Below are 19,486 nucleotides of genomic sequence, written 5' to 3'. Positions count from 1 at the left end.
TAGAGGCAGGTCGGGTGCGGGTCTTCGGGGGGGGGCTGGGGGTGTCGCAAGTCGCAAGTCGCAAGTCGCGAGTCGCAAGACCCGCGCCGGTTTCGTCATTCCGGACTTGATCCGGAATCCAGAGGAGGCGTGGCGAAGGGCGCTGCGCGTTAATCGCAACTCGCGCCCGGACGGTCTTCTTTCCCTTGAAGAGGATCGAGTTTGTAAACTCGATCCTCCCGCTGGGGTGGGACCGTGTTTTTTCGACTTGCGACTTGCGACTCACGACTCACGACTTTCGGCTGTAGCCCGAAGAGCCGCGACCAGCCTCGCTCTTCAGGCCATAAAAAACCCGCCGGGCGGCGGGTTTTGTCAGGAAACGGGGCTGGCAGTGCTCAGCGCGTACCCGGTTCCGGCATCACGATATTGATTTCCAGTACTTCGAAATTGTCCTTCTTTTCGAGCAGCACCTTGATGTCGTCGGCGTTCACCTTGACGTATTTCGAGATCACGGCGATCAGCTCTTTCTGCAGGGCTGGCAGAAAATCAGGCGCGCCGCCCTCGTCGGCACGCTGGTGAGCGATCACCAAGGTGAGGCGCTCTTTGGCGCGCTGGGCGGTTTTCGGTTGGGCAGTGCCGAAGATTTTTTCGAGCCAGGACATGTCAGGCCCCCCCGAATATGCGCTTGAGCAGGCCGGGCTTCTCGTAATTCACGAAGCGCATTTCGCGCTCTTCACCAAGGAAGCGGGCGACCAGATCCAGATAGGCGTCGGCGGCTTCGGAATCCTTGGTGTGAATTACCGGGGCGCCGGCGTTGGAGGCCTGCAGTACGGTTTCGGATTCCGGGATCACGCCCAGCAGCGGCACGCGCAGCAACTCCTGCACGTCCTTGTAGGACAGCATTTCGCCTTCTTCGACGCGCTTGGCCGAGTAACGCGTGATGATCAGGTGTTCCTTGACTGCTTCCTGGCCTTCCTTGGCGCGCCGGCTCTTGCTTTGCAGGATGCCGAGGATGCGGTCCGAATCACGGATCGAGGACACCTCCGGATTGGTCACCACCAGGGCCTCGTCGGCGAAGGTCAGGGCCATCACGGCGCCGTGTTCGATGCCGGCAGGGGAATCGCAAATGATGTAATCGAAGCCCATGTGCTCCAGATCTTTGAGGACCTTTTCGACACCTTCTTCGGTCAGTGCATCCTTGTCGCGCGTCTGCGAGGCCGGCAGTACGAACAGGTTCTCGCAGTGGCGATCCTTGATCAGGGCCTGATGCAGATTGGCTTCGCCCTGCACCACGTTGATCAGGTCATACACCACGCGGCGCTCGCAGCCCATGATCAGATCCAGATTGCGCAGGCCGACGTCAAAGTCGATGACGGCCGTCTTGAAGCCGCGCATGGCCAGCCCGGAGGCGAAGCTGGCGCTGGTGGTGGTCTTGCCGACACCACCCTTGCCTGAGGTTACGACGATGATACGGGTCACAGATTTCTCCCTGGATTATTCCGGGGGCTTTTCGAGCCCCCTATTAATTAGTCGAGCTGAAGCGGCTCCAGCACGAGCGATTGCTTGTCATCGTCACCACGCAGCTGCGCCTGAGCAGGTTTGCCGGCGACTTGTTGCGGGATGCCTTTTTCGAAAGTACGGAAAACGCCGGCCACCGAGATCAGCTCCGGGCCGAAATTGCTGCTGTAGATACGCGCCTTCTTGTCGCCATTGGCGCCGGCAATCGCCCGGCCACGCAGCGGGCCGTAGCAGTGGATGCTGCCGTCGGCGATGACTTCGGCACCGTTGCTGACCGCGCCGAGAATCACCAGATCGCCGCCCTTGGCGTAAATCTGCTGACCAGAGCGGATCGTGCGGTCAACGACCATTGCTCCGACAGCCGCGCTGGGCGTGGCTTGCGGGGCAGGTGCCGTGGAGACAGGCTCTGCGCGCGGCTCTTCAGCCATGGGTAGTTGAATATCGCTGGCGGCCTTGATGCTGGCGGCTTGCTCCGAGAGGATCGCCAGCCCGGCCTTGCGCGCGCTGGCATGCAGATGTTCGGGTGCGCCACGCAGGGCAATCGGCTGCAGGCCGTAACGGCGCAGCAGGCTTAGCGTGCCGGCCCAGTCAGCCTTGTCCGGGAAGGTCTTGACCTGGCTGACGTCGATCACTGTGGCCTCGCCGGCGAAGAATTCGCCCATGCCGCCGAGCATGACTTGCAGTGCGTCGGACAGACGCACATTGTCGATTTCGCGCAATACGGCGCTCATGGCGCTCAGGCTGCCAGCCTTGAATTCAATGGGTTTTGCCATGGGCGGCGTGAAATCTGAATGTAATCAAGCGCCCGAGTCTACTTTTTGAGGCGCCCGGGGGCAAGGTGTATGTGCCTCGGCCCGGCATTCAGTGTGCGCGGACCTTATCCGGGCAAGGGAAATCAGGCATTTCGTGCCCGAAGGGGTATTCAGCATGCGTAGTTTCCTGCCGTTAAGCCTGACACCTACCGCAGAAGGTGGGCGTGAAGGGCAAACAAGCCGGCGCGATGCGTCATGGGGTGAAAAGAAATGCACGACTCTTCCGGAAATGCGGGGCGCTCAATCAGTCTGCCCGTGGTGGCCGGCTTGGCTGTGGTCAATTTGCTCTTGATGCTGGGCCTGGCTCGCATCTGGTGGTTGGGTTTGCTGGCTGGTTTGGTGATCGGCGCACTGCTGATCTGGCGTGCGCGCGCAACCGTGACGACGGCAGCGCCGCTGGCGTTCCGGACGGAGCCTGCGGCAGTCCCTCAGGTGGATGCCGCACACCGTTATCTGTCGATCGTGCATGGCGTGGTGCCGCTGTGGCGGCGACATGTGGTGTCTGTGCAGGATCAGAGCCGCGAAGCTATCGAAGATCTGAGCGGTCGCTTTGCTGATCTGGCGCAGCAACTGGGGCAGGTGGATGCCGGCGCTGCCGGCAGTGGTGCCGCCCTGGAGGCCGTGACGCGGGCGGAGGGCGGTCTGCAGAAAATCTCTGCGACGCTGGGCAAGACCCGCGAGGTGACTGACACCCTGGTGCGTGAGATTGGTCAAGTGGCGGGTCACATGGACAGCCTGCGGAAAATGGCGGATCAAGTCGGCGCGATTGCCAAGCAAACCAATCTGCTGGCCCTGAATGCGGCCATCGAAGCGGCGCGGGCGGGTGAAACCGGGCGCGGCTTTGCCGTGGTGGCCGATGAGGTGCGCAAGCTCTCATCGCAATCGGCAGACACGGGCAAAAGCATCAGCCAGACCGTGAAAACGGTTGAGGATTCGATGCAGCAGGCGCTGCTGCAATCGCGGCGGGTGGCCGATGAACAGCAGGATATGGTGCGCGATTCCGAGGTAACCGCGCAGCAGATCGTCAGTGAATTCGAGGCAGTCACCAGCGCCATGCAGAACGACGTGGCTACCCTGCAGCAAGAGCGTCAGGCGGTGCAGGCCAATGTCGAAGCGGTGCTGGTCAGTTTGCAGTTTCAGGATCGCATCAATCAGGTGATCGAGCACGTGAGCGCCGATATGGCGCGCTTCGACGAGTTGTCGCAGAGCGTCTCGGATCGCGGTTTTTCCGAGGTCGAGATGAGCTCGGCCGAGGAGTGGCAAGCTCAGCTCGCGGCCAGTTACACCATGCTGGATCAGCATCAGGTGCACCGCGGCGCGACAACAGGCAAAGCCGCTGCCGCTTCGCCTGCGATTACTTTCTTCTAGTGCTGCAAGGGATTTCCTGTCATGGCCAAGTGCATTCTGATTGTTGATGATTCGATGAGCCTGCGAACGACGCTGGGCATTGCGCTCAAAAGTTCCGGTTACGACGTGGTTGATGCGGTGGATGGCAAGGATGCGCTGACCAAGCTGGACGGGCGTAAGTACAACCTGATCATCTCCGACGTGAACATGCCGAACATGGACGGCCTCACTTTCGTTAAAGCGGCCAAGGCCATGCCGGCTTACCGCTTTACCCCGGTGCTGATGCTCACCACCGAGGGCGACGCGGCCAAGATGGCTGAGGGCAAAGCGGCCGGTGTCCGCGCCTGGGTCATCAAACCCTTCCAGCCGCCGGCCTTGCTGGATGCCGTCTCCAAACTCGTTTCCGCGTAAGGGGGCTGAGCATGTCTTTCATTACGCTGGAAGCCGGCCCGCAGATGCGTATTGCGCTGAACGGTGACCTGAGCATTGCCGAAGCCGCCGAAGCGCGCGACACGCTGGCGCTGGCGCTGACGACCTCGGAATCGCTGGATCTGGATCTGGGCGGACTGGAAAACGTAGACGTGGCCGGTTTGCAGATTCTGCTCGCGCTGGCGGGCGAGAAGCATCCTGTCAGCCTGACGAATCCATCCGCAGCCTTGCTGAATGCGGTTGAATTTTTGCAGCTGGACGGTTTGCGCGGCGCGTTTGTGCGTAAAGGAGAGGGCGCTCATGATTGACATGCAAGCTGCACGCGGGATGCTCATTGAAGAGTCCCGCGAACTGCTCGACGCCATGGATACGGCGCTGCTGGAACTGGAGCAGGGCGGGCGAGATTCCGAGCACATCAATGCCGTGTTCCGCGCGGCCCACACCATCAAGGGCTCGGCCGGCCTGTTCGGTCTGGATCTGATTGTCGGCTTCACACATGTGATGGAAAGCCTGCTGGTGCGCGTGCGCAATGGCGAGGTGGCGCTGGAGCCGGATCTGCTCTCCCTGATTTTTGACTGTGGCGCGTACATCCGTAGCCTGATTGAAGCCCTGGCTGAAAGCGAAGTGCTGGCCGATCCCGATCCGGTGTTGCGCACGGCCCTGCTGGCGGGTTTGAACAGTTACCTCGGCGAGCGGGCTTCTGCCCCGGCCGCCGCACAAGCGTTAGCGCCGGCACAAGGTGGTGTGTATCGCTGGCATTTGTCTCTGGCTTTTTATCCCGATGTGCTGCGCGATGGCATGGACCCTTTGTCCCTGATCCAGTATCTGGGGCGTCTGGGTGAAATCCTGAGTGTGCGTACGGACACGTCCCAGCTGCCTTCGCTTGCGGATATGGACCCCGAGTGTGGCTATCTGCGTTTCGAGGTGGAGCTGGAGTCTGCCGCCAGTCGTGAGGAAATTGCCGCCAGTTTTGATTTCGTGATGGAGGGCAGCGACATCCGCATCGAGCAACTGGCTGCGGTCGCCCCGGAGCCGCTTGTGCCGGTGGTGGCTGAACTTGCAGCAGGCGATCTGGATGAGACTGATCAAGTGCCTTCGCCGGACCGGCGCATTTCAACGCGGCAGACCATGGTCAAGGTCGAGGCGCGCAAGCTGGATGAGTTGATCGATACCGTCGGCGAACTGGTGATTGCTGCCGCCAGCGGACGCATGTTCGTCAGCAAGAAACAATTCGATGTGGTGCAGGAAGTGATGGGCGAGATCGAGAAACTCGTCGAGCACATCCGCAACAAATCGCTGAACCTGCGCATGACCCCGATTGGTGACATCTTCCAGCGCTTCCCGCGCATCGTGCGTGACGTGGCCAAGGATCTGGGCAAGAAGATCGACCTGCAGATCAGCGGCGCGGATGCCGAGCTGGACAAGCTGATGATCGACAAGCTGGCCGATCCGCTGCTGCACGTCGTGCGCAATGCCATCGATCACGGCATTGAGCCGGTCGAGGCGCGTCTCGCGGCCGGCAAGGCCGCCACCGGCACGCTGCGTCTGCATGCCTATCAGGATGCCGGCAGCATCGTGATTGAAGTCAGCGACGACGGGCGTGGCCTCGATCAGGCGCGCATCCGGGCCAAGGCGGTGGAGCAGGGCATCATCACGGCCGATGCGGTCATGGATGAGCAGGCCGTGTTTGCGCTGATCTTCCATCCCGGCTTTTCCACCGCCGAAAAGGTCAGCGATCTGTCCGGGCGCGGCGTCGGCATGGATGTGGTCCGGCGCAATATCGAACAGCTGCGCGGCGAGATCGAGATCGAATCGACCTTGGGGCAGGGCGCCGTTTTCCGGATTCGCCTGCCCCTGACCCTGGCCATTATCGATTGTTTCCAGGTGGCCGTTGGAGGCTCCAACTTCGCGATTCCGCTGGAACTGGTCGTCGAGTGCATCGATCTGGAGGAGCCGCTGGATGACTACAACATCGTCAATCTGCGCGGCGAGCCGCTTTCGTGCATCACGCTGTCCGATATCTTCAGCATTCCGGCCCAGCCGACCGGCGTCCGTTGCATGGTCGTGGTGCAGAGCGGGCGGCGTCGCGCAGGCATTCTCGTGGATCGGCTGGTGGGCGAGCTGCAGGCCGTGATCAAACCTCTGGGCTATCTGCTGCAAGGCGTGCGTGGTCTGGGGGGCGCAACGATTCTTGGCGATGGCAAGGTCGCGCTGATTCTGGATGTGCCTGCCTTGCTTAATCTGACCTCGCAGCAGGAGGCTGGCAAAGTGCGTCAGACCGAACGTGGCGGCGAGAGTATTTCGATTTCAATTCAGTCGTAGGAGACGGACATGAAACTTGTATACAAAATGGTGTTGTTGATCGTTGCCGCTCTGGTCGGGATCGTTTTCCTGACCTGGTTTTCGGCCAGGGAAATGAGCAAGGTTTATGAGGCAACCAACTTTGCCAACGAGAGCACCGTGCCCGCGCTGCTCATTACCAATGACGCAATTGATCCCTATGCCAAGAATCGTGTGCTGTTGTGGCGGGTGGCAATTTCAACGGATCAGAAAGATCGCGACAAGCTGATCAAGGATATGGCCGACAACGAGGTGAAGATCCAGAAAGCCTTGGCTGATTACGAGCCCTTGTTGGCTGGTGAGATGGATGCGCTGAATTTCAAGGCCTTGCAGTCTGCGTTTACCGAATATTTCGGTTTCAAGAACAAGGTGGTCGATGCGGTTAAACAAACTAACGCTGATCGGCTCGACAAAACCGAGAAACTGGTTGTCCTGATGAAGGAACATGCGGTTTATACCGCCAAGCTCTCGAAGGCTTTTGACGAATTGCAGACCAACAATGCCACGATGGGCAAGGATCGGGCGGCAGAGGCCGAGAAACTGCGGGCGCAGGCCGCATCTGTATCCTGGATCGTTTCCGGTATCTGTTTGCTGTTTGTGTGCGGCATCGGCACCTATGTGGTCATCAGTGTGCAGCGCCAGTTGGGTGGCGAGCCGGATTACGTGGCAGAGATTGCTCGCCAGGTAGCCCAAGGCAATCTCGCTCTGGAGGTGAAGGCGCGTTACAAAGGTAGTGCCTTGACGGCCATGAAAGTGATGGTCGAACGCCTGTCGGCCGTGATGCATCAGGTGCGCTCCTCGGCAGATGCTTTGGCATCTGCTTCCGAGGAATTGGCCTCCTCATCAACGTCCCTGGCACAGAATTCCGGCAATCAGGCTGCAGGCGTAGAAGAAACCAGCGCCTCGATGGAGGAAATTTCCGCCACCGTGATGCAGAACGCCGAGAACGCCAAAGTTACTGATGGCATCGCCACTAAATCAGCCGAAGAAGCACGGCAGGGTGGCTCGGCAGTGGCCGATACGGTGGTTGCGATGCGACAGATCGCCGAGAAGATCGGGGTGGTCAACAGCATCGCCTACAAGACCAATCTGCTCGCGCTGAATGCGGCGATTGAGGCCGGGCGCGCTGGCGAGCATGGCAAGGGCTTTGCGGTGGTGGCTTCGGAAGTCGGCAAACTGGCGGATCGTAGCCAGGCTGCGGCCGAGGAAATCAGCGCGCTGGCCAGCAAGAGTGTGTCCATGGCCGAGCGCGCCGGGCGCTTGCTGGATGAAATGGTGCCTTCGATTACACGCACCTCGGATCTGGTGCGCGAGATTTCAGCCGCTTCGGGTGAGCAGCAGAATGGCGTGGTGCAGGTCAATCAGGCCATGAGCCAACTGGCCCAGAGCACCCAGTCGAATGCGGCAGCATCGGAAGAGTTGAGTGCGACTGCTGAGGCCATGAGTGCCCAGGCGCTGGAGTTGCAGCAGGCGGTGAAGTTCTTCCGGCTTCGCGGCGCGTCGGATTCCGGTGTCGGGCAGTACGAGACCGCCAGGCATGTGCCCTCGCGCAGTGGCTCGGAAGGTGATGTCACGATCAGGACGACCAAGCCCGGCGAGGTCGACGAATCCTCCTTCACCAACTTCTGAGGTGTGCCATGGCTGCAGACGAACTAGCTTCGCGCCGCTACCTCACCTTCAGCTTGCGCAAGGAGGTGTTTGCGGTGCCGGTCGCGCCGATCCGGGAGATCATCGAGTATCCCGGCGTGACGGAAATACCCCTGGCGCCGGACTTCCTGCGCGGGGTGATCAATTTGCGCGGCTCGGTGGTGCCGCTGATCGATATCGCTGCGCGCTTCGGGCGCGGCGTGTCGGAGATCACCTGGCGCACCTGCGTGATCATTTTCGAATCTTCGCAGGAAGATGCACTGCACCAGTTGCTGGGCATCATGGTGGATACCGTCTACGAGGTTGTGGATGTGCCTGCTGCGCAGATCGAACCACGACCTGAATTCGGCACGGCCATGCGCACCGAGTTTGTGGATGGCATGATCAATCGCAACGGAAAGTTCATCATCGTGCTGGATGTTGACAAGGTGCTGAATGCTCAAGAGCTAAAGCACCTGATCGAAACCAGCGAACAACAGCATGGGCTCGAACAGGCCGTGACGCTGGATGCCTGAGGGAGGCGGATCTTGAACATGGCGGTGGATGTCCCCTCCCTGAAGCTGAGTGAGCAGAGTTTCTACATTTTGCGGGAGCTCTTCGAGCGCGAGTGCGGCATTCATTTGCATACCGACAAGAAAATGCTCGTTGTAAGCCGCTTGCAGCGTCGTCTGGAACTGCGCCACCTGCAGGGCTTTGAGGATTACTGTGCGCTGCTGAAGCAGCCCGCCGAGGCCGAAGAGCGGCAGTGGATGGTGGATGCGTTGACCACGCATGAAACCTTCTTTTTTCGGGCGCCGAATCAGTTTCAGCACCTGACGCGACATGCCTTGCCGATGCTGGCGCACCGGCCACTGCGCATCTGGAGCGCTGCTGCCTCGACGGGCGAGGAGGCCTACAGCCTGGCCATGACGCTGGCGGAGACTTTGGGGGCAGCTGGCTGGGAGTTGCTGGGCTCGGACATCTCAGGGCGTGCCGTGTGGCATGCTGCACGCGGTTTGTACCCCTTGAGTCGGCTCGAAGAAATGCCGAAAGAGTATTTGAAAAAATATTGCCGCAAGGGTCTGGGCGAGTATGCCGGACAACTTCTGGTGAACCGCAGTTTGCGGGCGCGAACCCAGTTTTTTCGCCATAATTTGCTGGATTCTGCAGCAAAAATTGGTTCGTTTGATGTGATCTTCCTGCGTAATGTGCTGATCTATTTTGATCCGCCGCGGCGTCGCCAGATCTTGCGCAATATGTTGGCCCGACTGCGTCCGGGGGGCTATCTCTATATTGGTCACTCCGAGTCGGCGAGTGATGAACTGGTCGAACTGGAGTCGGTCGGGCATTCAGCCTGGCGCAGCAAGCAGACGAACGATATGCAAAGGATGGCGCCATGATTCGGGTAATGATCATTGATGATTCGGCGGTGGTCCGTTCGGTGCTGCAGGAAATCCTGCAAAAGCACGCGGGCATCGAGGTGATGGGTACCGCGCCCGATCCGATCTTTGCTCTGCAAAAGATGGAGCGTGACTGGCCTGACGTGATCGTGCTGGATGTTGAAATGCCGCGCATGGATGGCATCACCTTCCTGCGCAAGATCATGGCCGAACATCCGACGCCGACGGTGATCTGCTCCTCGCTGACCGAAGCCGGTGCCGAAACCACGCTGCAGGCACTGGAGGCCGGGGCGGTCAGCATCATTACCAAGCCGACGACCCGCCTGACCGAGTTTTTGCGCGAGTATGAAGAATCCTTCATCAATGCCGTGCGCGAAGCTTCGATGGCGCGTCTGGGTAATATCCGGCCGCTGGCGCGGATCTCGGCTGCTCCGGCGGCCGGCTTGACCCCAAAACCTGTTGCTGCAACCGGTTCAACACCACCCGGCAGCTTGCTGACGCGCGAAAAACTCAGTGCCGATGCGGTGCTGGCGCCGGGGAACGGACGTAGCGCTATGACGCGCACCACGGATCAGATCGTCGCCATCGGTACTTCGACCGGCGGCACGCAGGCGCTTGAATATCTGTTCACCAAGTTGCCGGTCACTTCGCCGGGCATCGTCGTCGTGCAGCACATGCCGCCGATGTACACAAAAAGCTTCGCCAATCGCCTCAATCAGCTTTCACAGGTCAATATCAAGGAAGCCGAAACAGGAGACCGCATCCTGCCTGGCCATGCCCTTATCGCTCCGGGTGGAAAGCATATGCTGGTGCGGCGCAATGGTGCGCAGTATGACGTAGAGGTGGTGGATGGGCCGCTGGTGTCGCGGCATCGTCCCTCGGTGGATGTGTTGTTCCGCTCGGCAGCGAAAGCGGCCGGGGCGAATGCGCTGGGTATCATCATGACCGGCATGGGCGATGACGGCGCGCGTGGCTTGAAGGAGATGGCCGAGGCAGGTGCCCGCACCGTGGCGCAGGATGAAGCCAGTTGCGTAGTCTTCGGCATGCCCAAGGAGGCGATCAAACACGGCGGCGTGCATGAGGTAATGGGCCTGGACGAGATCCCGGCGCGGTTGTTGAAACACGGCGGCTCACTTAAAGGCTAGAGGACAGGGAATGAGTATGCCCTCGCTGCACCCACTTCTGCAGTTGCATGGCGCGCTGGTCGTTGATGACAGCGCGCTGCAACGCATGAATGCGGTAGAGGTGCTGCGTCAGGCGGGAATACAGCGGATTTATGAAGCCGAGGATGGTCTTGCCGGACTGGATGCAATTCGTAACCTGTTTCCACCGCCGGCCTTGCTGGTCGTGGATCTGGAGATGCCACGGATGGATGGCATCGAGATGCTGCAAGCCCTGGCTACGGAGAATTACCGGCCACCAGTGCTGATTGCCAGCAGTACCCATGCCTCATTGGTGAGTTCGGTCGAAGCCATGTGCCACGAGCTTGGCCTGCCGATTCTGGGGGCTTTCGAAAAACCCTTTACGCTCGAAGTCCTGCAGCGCGCCCTGCTGTCCTTCGATCACATTCTGGATGTCCGGCAGGCGCATCGTCGAACCGAAACCGAAATTGGCGCAGATGAAGTGCGGGAGGCCTTGCGCAGCAGCCAGATCCTGCCGCACTTTCAGCCCAAGATCTGTCTGGTGACGGGCGAAGTCCTCGGGCTGGAAGCGCTGGCGCGCTGGATCAGTCCGGTGCGTGGCCCGGTTTCACCTGCGGCCTTCATTCCGGTGGCCGAAGACCACGGGCTGATTACCGAGCTGACGCTGAACATGCTGGATGCCGTGCTGCGACAAATGCTGGAATGGCAGGCTCAGGGCTTTATGCCCAGCGTGGCGGTGAATCTTTCGGCGCTATCTTTGACCGAGCGGAATTTCGTTGATGAAATCATCAAGCGCACGCGCGAAGCCGGCATCGATCCCGCGAAAATCGTGATTGAAATCACCGAGTCGGCGCTGATCTCCAACATGGGCGCCGGCCTTGGGGCGCTCGGGCGTTTGCGCCTGAAAGGCTTCGGCCTGTCGATGGATGATTACGGCACCGGCTTCTCGACCACCCAGCAACTCTCGCGCCTGCCGCTGACGGAACTCAAGATTGACCGCTCCTTTGTTTCCGGTGCGCCCAACAAGACCAGCTTGCGCACCATTCTCGCCTCGGTGATTCACATGGGAGGCGATCTGGGCCTGACGACTCTGGCTGAAGGCGTAGAAACGGAAAGCGAATTGCGGCTGGTGCAAAGCTTGGGTTGTCATCAAGTCCAGGGCTTTCTGCTGGCCAGACCCATGCCCGGCGACGCTGTATGGCCTTGGCTGCAGGAGAATGCGGCGCCGATCAAGGTCATGGTGATTGGCGCAGCGTAAGTCTGTACGGCATCTGCCCGCACAGCCGCTTCTGGCTTGAGTCTTCAACCTGCATGCCGCAAGAGCTAGGCGTAGTGCGCCTCTTCAGGCATGCTCGTTGCCGCAGGTTTCAGCGCGGCGGCACGGCCCGCAGGAAATAGCCGATGATCTCGAAGCCCTGATCGTAGATGCTCTGCAGCACCGGGGCGAAGGCGTTCAGCGAGACCAGAATGATCAGCATGCCGACCGTGGAGGTGATCGGGAAACCGACGGCGAACAGGTTCAGCTGCGGCGCGGCGCGGGTCAGCACGGCCAGCGACACGTTGGTGATCAGCAGCGCCGCGACAATCGGTAGTGAAATCAGCAGGCCGCTGGCAAAGGCCACGCTGCCAATGCGCGTGAGGATCAGCCAGGCAGAACCGTTGATCGTAGCGTCGCCGATGGGGACGAATTCGAAGCTGCGCACCAGCACGTCGATCATCAGCAGATGACCATTCAGGGCGAGGAAGGTCAGGGAGCTGAGCAGACCAAGGAATTCGGCCAGCACAGCGGTCTGGCCGGAGGAATTCGGATCGAAAAAAGTCGCGAATGACAGGCCCATCTGCAGACCGATGATATCGCCGGCGATATCCACGGCGCTCATTACCATGCGCAGGCCAAGGCCCATACCGATGCCGATCAGGATCTGCTGCACGAACACCGCCATGCCGAACCAGGTGCCTGGCTGGATTGTCGGCGGAGGTGGCAGCACCGCCGCCACGGCGACACCGATCACCAGCCCGGCAGCCAGGCGGATCTGACGTGGCATCGCCGCGCTGGCGAAGACCGGCGCGGTGGCGATCAGGCCGAGCACTCGGGCGATGGGGTAGGCCCAGGCCAGGAGCAGGGCGTCGAGCTGGAGGCTGGTGATTTCGAGCATATTAATTCTCTGCTGGGTCAAAACAGGCGCGAGGCGCGAAGACGAGCCGCAGCCAGTGCTGTTGCACGGCAAGGCGAAGTTGACAAAGCATCTCGTCTGTTTTGATTCGGCAGCTAGCCAATCATGTTCGGAATCGATGTAAACAGGCGGCGGATATAGTCAGTCAGCATCGTGATCATCCACGGCCCGGCGATCAGCAGGGTCAGGAACATCACGATCAGTTTGGGCACGAAGGACAAGGTTTGTTCGTTGATCTGCGTCGCCGCTTGCAGCACGCTGATGAGCAGGCCGGTGACCAGTGCGGCGATGAACATCGGTGCGGCCACCATCAGCCCGAGTTCCATTGCACCTCGGCCTAATTCCATTACGGTGGTTGGGGTCATTATCGTTTCTCCTGTGAAGGGGAAGGGGAAAGGGGGAAGGGTGTGACGGGCTTACCCTTCACTCTTCCCCCTTATCTCTTCCCTAAAATCATCCAAAGCTCTGAACCAGCGACGAAATCAGCAGCGTCCAGCCGTCGACCAGCACGAACAGCATGATCTTGAAAGGCAGTGACACGATCACTGGCGACATCATCATCATGCCCATCGACATCAGCACCGAGGCCACCACCATGTCGATGATCAGGAAGGGGATGAAGACGATGAAGCCGATCTGGAAGGCCGTTTTCAGCTCGCTGGTGACAAAGGCCGGGACGATCACGCGCATTGGCAGGTCGGCGGCCTTGTCCACTTTTGGCACCTTAGCCAGGGTGGCGAACAGCGACAGATCCGGCTCGCGGATCTGCTTGAGCATGAAGGCCTTCATCGGCACGCTGCCGCGATTGAGTGCTTCGTCAAACTGGATGCGGTTCTCGCTCAGCGGCAGGTAGGCTTCCTGATAAACCCTGTCCAGCACTGGCGCCATGATGAAAAAAGTCAGGAACAGCGACAGACCGACCAGCACCTGATTCGGCGGCGAGGTCTGCGTGCCCAGGGCGTGGCGCAGCAAGGAAAACACGATGATGATGCGTGTGAAGCTGGTCATCATCAGCAGCACCGCCGGCAGGAAGCTCAGCGCCGTCAGCGTCAGCAGGGTCTGGATCGGCAGGCTGTAAGTCGTGCCCCCGCCGGCAGCCGGTGAAGTCGTCAGCGCGGGCATGCCCTGGGCGGCGGCCAGCGCGGGCGTCAGGAGCAAGGCGAGGAGCAGCGCGGTGAGCCAGAGCTGTTTACTTTTCATGGCGACGCTCCAGCATCTGTTTCAGGCGCGCAGCGAACTCACCCGCGCCGGGCAGCGGTGCGGCGACCGGCGCCGCGGGCAGATCGGCCGCATCCAGCGTGTGCAGGGCCGAGATGCGTCCCGGCGCGACGCCGAGCACCAGTACCTGATTGCCGACAGCCACCAGCACCACTTTTTCGCGCGGGCCGACGGCGGTAGCGCTCAGCACGCGCAGCGCGCCGGGCTGGCCGGGGCGGGCGCCCTGCAGGCGTTTGAGCAGATACAGCCCGCCGAACAGCAGTGCCAGGGTGGCGCCGAGGCCGAGCAACATCTGCACCAGGCTGCCACCCGCCGAGGGCAGGGGTTCGGCCGCCAGAGCGGGCGTGGACATCAGCATGAGAAAAAGGAGGCGGGCGATCACGGCAGGCACCGGCGGTTTCGGGATGCTGTGATCCTAGCCCCGCAGCCTGTCGTGGCAGCGCCGGATAAGCGCGGCAAAAGGGCGGCAAATCCTGCCGGTGCTATCGCCTGCGGCGAGGACTGAGCAATGAGTGCTGAGGACTGAGTGGCTGGAGAACCGCGTGGGGTGGGCTTCTTCGGGCGGCTTGTCTGTACAGTGAGGCTGGGTGAGGCTTTGCGGTGGGGTGCTGCTGAGTTGGTTTGTCGGAATTTTCCTCCTCCACCGAGCCCGGCATAGAGGGCCGAACATTCCCTCCCTCTTTAAGAGGGAGGGCGAGGGTGGGGGTAAAAACGTCAAACCATGGACATGCCTTGTTGAACGTACAACCCCCATCCCAGCCGGAGGATCGAGTTTGCACACGCGATCCGCTTCGACGGCGCAAGGCTTGCCTTGCGAATTCCCGTCTCAGCCCCCCTGCGAGGGGGACGGAGCCGTTTGGGCGCGGCTTCCGATTTGTATGCCGCTCATCCTTGCGTCCGCAATTCACCGGTTCCCGCTGGGCCGCGACCCTGCGATAATCCGCCACCTGATTCACCCGAAGCCGCACGTGATGACTTTCCCCACCGATCAAGAACCCGACATGTTTGCCGACGAGCCCGTTCAGGCCCCGGTGCTGGAAATCCCCGCCGAGCCCGCCGCTCCGCCGCCGCCCATGCCGCCGACGCTGACCGAGTTGCCCGAGGACCATCTGCCGATTGCCGCCTTTGCCGAACGCGCCTATCTGGCCTACGCCATGAGCGTGGTGCGCGGCCGCGCCTTGCCGCAGGTGGAGGATGGCTTGAAACCGGTGCAGCGCCGCATCCTGTACACCATGCATTCGATGCGCCTGAGCCCCGGCGCCAAGCCCGTGAAGTCCGCGCGCGTGGTCGGTGACGTGATGGGTAAATTGCATCCGCACGGCGACTCGTCGATTTACGACGCCTCGGTGCGTCTGGCCCAGGATTTCTCGCTGCGCTATCCGCTGATTGATGGTCAGGGCAACTTCGGCTCGCGCGATGGTGATGGCGCCGCTGCGATGCGTTACACCGAAATGCGCCTGACGCCGATTGCCGAGCTGTTGCTGGGCGAAGTTGACATGGGGACGGTGGATTTCGGGCCGAACTACGACGGCAGTTTCGAGGAGCCCAAGCTTTTGCCGGCGCGCCTGCCGATGCTGCTGCTGAATGGCGCTTCCGGTATCGCCGTGGGCATGGCTACGGAATGTCCTCCGCATAATCTGCGCGAGGTCGCCGCCGCCGCCCAGCTCCTGATCAAGAAGCCGGACGCCACGCTGGAAGACATCCGCTTCGTGCTGCCTGCGCCGGATTTCCCCGGTGGCGGCCAGATCATCTCGCCCGACAGCGCGATCCGCGATGCCTATGCGGCCGGTCGCGGCTCGATCCGCATGCGCGCGCGCTGGCGCATCGAGCAACTGGCGCGCGGCGCCTGGCGCGTCATCGTTGATGAGCTGCCGCATGGCGTGTCGTCCTCCAAAGTGTTGTCGGAAATCGAAGCGGTCACCAATCCGCAGCCCAAGACCGGCAAGAAGGAAATCACCCAGGACGAGAAGAACAACAAGGCGCTGCTGCTCGGTGTGCTCGATGCGGCGCGCGACGAAAGTTCCGATCAGGCTGCCGTGCGTCTGGTGCTGGAGCCCAAGACCCGCACCCAGTCGCCGGATGATCTGATGCGCGTGTTGCTGGCGCACACCAGTCTGGAAGCCTCGGTGTCGATGAACTTCACTGTCATCGGCCTGGATGGCAAGCCCGCGCAGAAGGGTCTCAAAACGCTGATCCGCGAGTGGATCGATTTCCGCTACACCACCGTCGAGCGCCGCACCCAGCATCGCCTCGGCCAGGTCGAGCGGCGCATTCACATCCTCGAAGGCCGCCAGATCGCCTGGCTGCACATCGACGAAGTCATCAAGCTGATCCGCGAATCCGACGAGCCCAAGGCCGAGCTGATCGCGCGCTTCGGCCTCAGTGAAATGCAGGCCGAGGACATCCTCGAAATCCGCCTGCGCCAGCTCGCCAAGCTGGAATACATCGCCATCGAGAAGGAACTCGCCGGCTTGCGCGACGAAAGCGCCGGTCTGCGCGAGATTCTCGAAAATCGCAGCGTCATGACGAAGCTGATCCTCAAGGAAATCACCGAGGACGCCAAGAAACATGGCGACGAGCGCCGCACGCTGGTCGAGCCGGCCTTGTCGGTCGCCGCCATCGAGGCGCCAGTGCTGGACGAGCCCGTTACCGTGATGCTGTCGAAGGGCGGCTGGGTACGCACGCGTCAGGGCCACGGCATCGACCCGCAAACCCTCAGCTGGAAGAGTGGTGATGAAGCTTTCCTCGTTGCCGAGGCACGCACGCCCTGGCCGCTGATCCTCATCGATACCAGCGGCCGCGCCTTCTCCGTGCGCATCGGCGATCTGCCCGGCGGGCGTGGCGACGGCGTGCCGATCTCCAGCCTGATCGAACTGCAGCCCGGCGTGCGCATCGCGCAGGCGCTGGCGGACGAGCCTACGCGCGACTATTTCTTCGCCAACTCCGGCAGCTACGGCTTCATTGCCAAGCTTGAAGATCTGGTCACGCGCCAGCGCGCCGGCAAGGCCTTCATGACCTTGGAAGACAAGGAAGTCGTGCTCGCCCCCGCGCGCGTCGAAGGCGACTGGCTGGCTGCCGCATCGGGCAACGGCCGCTTGCTCTACTTCCCGCGTGCCGAGATGAAAGTCATGCCACGCGGGCGCGGCATGATCGTCATGGGCCTCGATGAGAAGGAAGAGCTCTGCGCCATCTGTTGCCCGCCGACCGATGCGGTGGTCGTGACTGGCGTCGGCCGGGGTAGCAAAGACATCGAAGTGCTGGTCAAAGGCGTCGCGCTGGAAGCCTGCCGCGGCAAGCGCGCCCGCAAGGGCGGCACGCTCGCACCGAAGGTCAAACCGGTGGCGGTGAAGGCGCCCACCTGATGTAGGGTGTCAATGAGCGTAGCGAATTGCACCATCTGCATCGCACATAACGGTGCAATTCGCTACGCTCATTGACACCCTACGCAAGCCCGCTGCATGCGGCTTTTCGGGCTGTTGTTGGAGACTGCTTTCACCCGTGCTCAAAGGATTGCCATGACACCGCTTCGCGACGACCTGCGCCTCATCACCGCGACAACCCTGAGTCACTACAACGAATCGGCGACCCAATTCTGGGAGGGCACGCGCGGGCATGACGTGCGGCAGAACATCGAGGCGCTGCTGCGGCATGTGCGCGCCACTTCACCCTTGAGCATCCTCGATTTCGGCTGCGGTCCCGGGCGTGATCTGGCCACGCTCCGGGCGCTGGGCCATGTGCCGGTCGGCCTTGAAGGCTCCTCAGCGCTCGCCGCCATGGCGCGTGAATACAGCGGCTGCGAAGTCTGGGAGCAGGATTTTCTTGCTCTGCAACTGCCGGCCGACCACTTTGATGGCATCTATGCCAATGCCTCGCTGTTTCATGTCCCCAGTCAGGAACTGCCACGGGTGCTGGCCGAACTACACGCTGCACTCAAGCCCGATGGTATCTTGTTCAGTTCCAACCCACGCGGCAATAACCAGGAGGGCTGGAGCGGTAGGCGCTACGGGGCGTATCACGAGCTCGACGCCTGGCGCGCCTTTCTTGATCAAGCCGAGTTCGTGGAACTGGAACACTACTATCGCCCGGCAGGCCTGCCCCTTGAGCAACAGCCCTGGCTGGCCAGTGTGTGGCGGAAGAAGAGCCCGGCCGAGCCTGCAGGCGAGTGAAGGATCAAGCCTGATTTTTCGGGCAGGCTGCCCGCAGAGCCGCGCCCGGCTTGCCTGTGCAGGGGGCTGCCCGAAGAAGCCCGCTGCGCGCGGCTCTTCGGGTTTTTGTTGGAGCGGGCTCTGGCCGCGAAGCACTTCTGTGGGAGCGACGTCCTCGTCGCGAAAGGTCTTCGCGACGAGGACGTCGCTCCCGCAATTGCATGCACGTTCGCGCCCTGTTTGACCGAGCCGTGGCGACGCGAAGAACGTAGGGCGTCAATGAGCGCAGCGAATTGCGCCGCATGGCAAATCCTGAATCAGACGCCTTAGTGAGTTCAAAAGCCGACCCTGTTCGGGCCAAGGAAATGCTCGTGCGTATCCGTCTGGAATGATGCCTGAAACATGCGGCGCAATTCGCTGCGCTCATTGACGCCCTACGAGGCGTGCCGGATCATCCTGTCTGCGCCGTACGCGGTGTCCAAATTAATAGTTACGCTTTCCATTCTGTGGTGACCAGATGCACAAGTTCAACCTCATTGAGAACGCCCGTGACTCTTTGGAGCATGCCCTCGAACACATGGGGCCGATCCAAAAGAATGGTGTAGGCGATTGGAAACGAATCATCGTTGGCTGTGCCCATGTGATTGAGCTTCTCTTTAAGGAGAGGTTGCGGCAGGTTCATCCGGCCTTCGTGTTTGAGAACATTGACAAGTACCCAAGCCTAGATGCGTTTACCGTAAGCGCTAAGACTGCCCTTGAAAGACTTCAAAAAATTGGCAACGTGGTTTTCACAAAAGAAGACATACGAGCCATTTCTGCGGCAAGAGAGAAACGCAACCAGATCGAACACTACGAGTTTTCAATAGCTGAGCAGGAGGCCAAGGCGTTAGTTGGACAAACCGTTTCTTTTATCTTCCGGTTTGCTGAAGACCACTTGGCACTAGGCTGGAAGAAAGACCACCTCAAGAACAAGAGTTGGGGAGTCCTCCGGCAATATACGGAGCTGTACGAAGATCTTTTGCACAAAGCAAATGAGAAGATTGAGGCTGAGAAGCTGGTCGTTATTGATTGCACTTCGTGTCGCAACGATACTTTCGATATTGACGCAGAGAAATGTCTTGTCTGCGGTCACGAGGAGGAAGTTCTTGATTGTAAACGGTGTAAATCTGCATATATCTACTCGTCTTGTGAGTACGATGAGGCTGCGGAACTATGTCCAATCTGCGAATACAAGGATGGCTATGCTTCGGCGAATTTTGAAAAGTACTAGCCGAGCCTAGTAGGGTAATGACATGGACGCCCCTACCTGCAACGGCATCGAAGTGCCAAAGTGGAGTTGTCGAAAAACCACTGAGC

19 protein-coding genes are annotated in these 19,486 nt (G+C 60.7%); 12 read left to right on the top strand and 7 right to left on the bottom strand.

Annotated features, from left to right (window positions below; genetic code table 11):
- Nucleotides 1–374: 374 nt before the first annotated feature.
- From minE to minC, 3 genes are read right to left on the bottom strand one after another with little or no spacing between them, the layout of a single operon-like run.
- Complete coding sequence (minE, locus tag ABXR19_RS08845; protein ID WP_354600759.1) at nt 375–641, bottom strand: cell division topological specificity factor MinE; 267 nt, start codon at nt 639–641, stop codon at nt 375–377.
- 1 nt (nt 642) lies between these two features.
- A complete protein-coding gene (minD, locus tag ABXR19_RS08840; RefSeq protein WP_354600758.1) occupies nt 643–1,458 on the bottom strand; it encodes a septum site-determining protein MinD in 816 nt (271 codons plus the stop codon).
- A gap of 47 nt (nt 1,459–1,505) precedes the next feature.
- Nucleotides 1,506–2,270 (bottom strand): septum site-determining protein MinC, encoded by a 765-nt coding sequence (gene minC, locus ABXR19_RS08835; RefSeq protein ID WP_354600757.1) that lies wholly within the window; start codon nt 2,268–2,270, stop codon nt 1,506–1,508.
- A 249-nt stretch (nt 2,271–2,519) separates the two neighbouring features.
- Here minC and ABXR19_RS08830 point away from each other — a divergent pair, with 249 nt between their 5' ends.
- From ABXR19_RS08830 to ABXR19_RS08790, 9 genes are read left to right on the top strand one after another with little or no spacing between them, the layout of a single operon-like run.
- Entirely contained in the window at nt 2,520–3,677 is a 1,158-nt protein-coding gene (locus ABXR19_RS08830) for a methyl-accepting chemotaxis protein (protein ID WP_354600756.1), read from the top strand.
- A 21-nt stretch (nt 3,678–3,698) separates the two neighbouring features.
- A complete protein-coding gene (locus ABXR19_RS08825; protein WP_354600755.1) occupies nt 3,699–4,067 on the top strand; it encodes a response regulator in 369 nt (122 codons plus the stop codon).
- Nucleotides 4,068–4,078: 11 nt separating this feature from the next.
- Nucleotides 4,079–4,393, top strand: coding sequence for an STAS domain-containing protein (locus ABXR19_RS08820; protein ID WP_354600754.1), 315 nt, complete (start codon nt 4,079–4,081; stop codon nt 4,391–4,393).
- Entirely contained in the window at nt 4,386–6,407 is a 2,022-nt protein-coding gene (locus ABXR19_RS08815; protein ID WP_354600753.1) for a chemotaxis protein CheA, read from the top strand. Before ABXR19_RS08820 ends, ABXR19_RS08815 begins: the two co-directional genes overlap by 8 nt.
- Before the next feature lie 9 nt (nt 6,408–6,416).
- The gene (locus tag ABXR19_RS08810) at nt 6,417–8,054 is read left to right on the top strand and encodes a methyl-accepting chemotaxis protein (protein WP_354600752.1); all 1,638 of its coding nucleotides are present in this window, start codon (nt 6,417–6,419) and stop codon (nt 8,052–8,054) included.
- Nucleotides 8,055–8,062: 8 nt separating this feature from the next.
- Nucleotides 8,063–8,587, top strand: a complete 525-nt coding sequence (locus ABXR19_RS08805; protein WP_354600751.1) for a chemotaxis protein CheW — start codon at nt 8,063–8,065, stop codon at nt 8,585–8,587.
- A gap of 18 nt (nt 8,588–8,605) precedes the next feature.
- Nucleotides 8,606–9,451, top strand: coding sequence for a CheR family methyltransferase (locus ABXR19_RS08800; RefSeq protein ID WP_354600750.1), 846 nt, complete (start codon nt 8,606–8,608; stop codon nt 9,449–9,451).
- The gene (locus ABXR19_RS08795; RefSeq protein ID WP_354600749.1) at nt 9,448–10,596 is read left to right on the top strand and encodes a protein-glutamate methylesterase/protein-glutamine glutaminase; all 1,149 of its coding nucleotides are present in this window, start codon (nt 9,448–9,450) and stop codon (nt 10,594–10,596) included. Before ABXR19_RS08800 ends, ABXR19_RS08795 begins: the two co-directional genes overlap by 4 nt.
- A gap of 10 nt (nt 10,597–10,606) precedes the next feature.
- Entirely contained in the window at nt 10,607–11,851 is a 1,245-nt protein-coding gene (locus tag ABXR19_RS08790) for an EAL domain-containing response regulator (protein ID WP_354600748.1), read from the top strand.
- Between the two features lie 109 nt (nt 11,852–11,960).
- On the opposite strand, the gene fliR is transcribed toward ABXR19_RS08790, so the two are convergent.
- The 4 genes from fliR to fliO form a co-directional block, all read right to left on the bottom strand.
- Nucleotides 11,961–12,749, bottom strand: a complete 789-nt coding sequence (gene fliR, locus ABXR19_RS08785) for a flagellar biosynthetic protein FliR (protein WP_354600747.1) — start codon at nt 12,747–12,749, stop codon at nt 11,961–11,963.
- A 113-nt stretch (nt 12,750–12,862) separates the two neighbouring features.
- Nucleotides 12,863–13,132: a flagellar biosynthesis protein FliQ gene (gene fliQ / locus ABXR19_RS08780; RefSeq protein ID WP_354600746.1), complete on the bottom strand. Its 270-nt coding sequence runs from the start codon at nt 13,130–13,132 to the stop codon at nt 12,863–12,865.
- An 88-nt stretch (nt 13,133–13,220) separates the two neighbouring features.
- Nucleotides 13,221–13,967, bottom strand: a complete 747-nt coding sequence (gene fliP, locus ABXR19_RS08775; RefSeq protein ID WP_354600745.1) for a flagellar type III secretion system pore protein FliP — start codon at nt 13,965–13,967, stop codon at nt 13,221–13,223.
- Nucleotides 13,957–14,367, bottom strand: a complete 411-nt coding sequence (fliO, locus tag ABXR19_RS08770; protein WP_354600744.1) for a flagellar biosynthetic protein FliO — start codon at nt 14,365–14,367, stop codon at nt 13,957–13,959. Before fliO ends, fliP begins: the two co-directional genes overlap by 11 nt.
- A gap of 619 nt (nt 14,368–14,986) precedes the next feature.
- Here fliO and parC point away from each other — a divergent pair.
- The 3 genes from parC (at nt 14,987) to ABXR19_RS08755 (ending at nt 19,400) form a co-directional block, all read left to right on the top strand.
- Complete coding sequence (parC, locus tag ABXR19_RS08765; protein ID WP_435594310.1) at nt 14,987–17,347, top strand: DNA topoisomerase IV subunit A; 2,361 nt, start codon at nt 14,987–14,989, stop codon at nt 17,345–17,347.
- 153 nt (nt 17,348–17,500) lie between these two features.
- On the top strand, nt 17,501–18,151 hold the full coding sequence (locus tag ABXR19_RS08760) for a class I SAM-dependent methyltransferase (RefSeq protein ID WP_354600743.1): 651 nt from the start codon (nt 17,501–17,503) through the stop codon (nt 18,149–18,151).
- 496 nt (nt 18,152–18,647) lie between these two features.
- Nucleotides 18,648–19,400, top strand: a complete 753-nt coding sequence (locus ABXR19_RS08755) for a hypothetical protein (protein WP_354600742.1) — start codon at nt 18,648–18,650, stop codon at nt 19,398–19,400.
- Nucleotides 19,401–19,486 lie beyond the last annotated feature (86 nt).

It is taken from the genome of Uliginosibacterium flavum (assembly GCF_040566545.1).
GTDB lineage: Bacteria > Pseudomonadota > Gammaproteobacteria > Burkholderiales > Rhodocyclaceae > Uliginosibacterium > Uliginosibacterium flavum.
The sequence above is the reverse complement of the archived record's forward strand: the minus strand, read 5'-3'. Positions and strand labels throughout refer to the sequence as shown.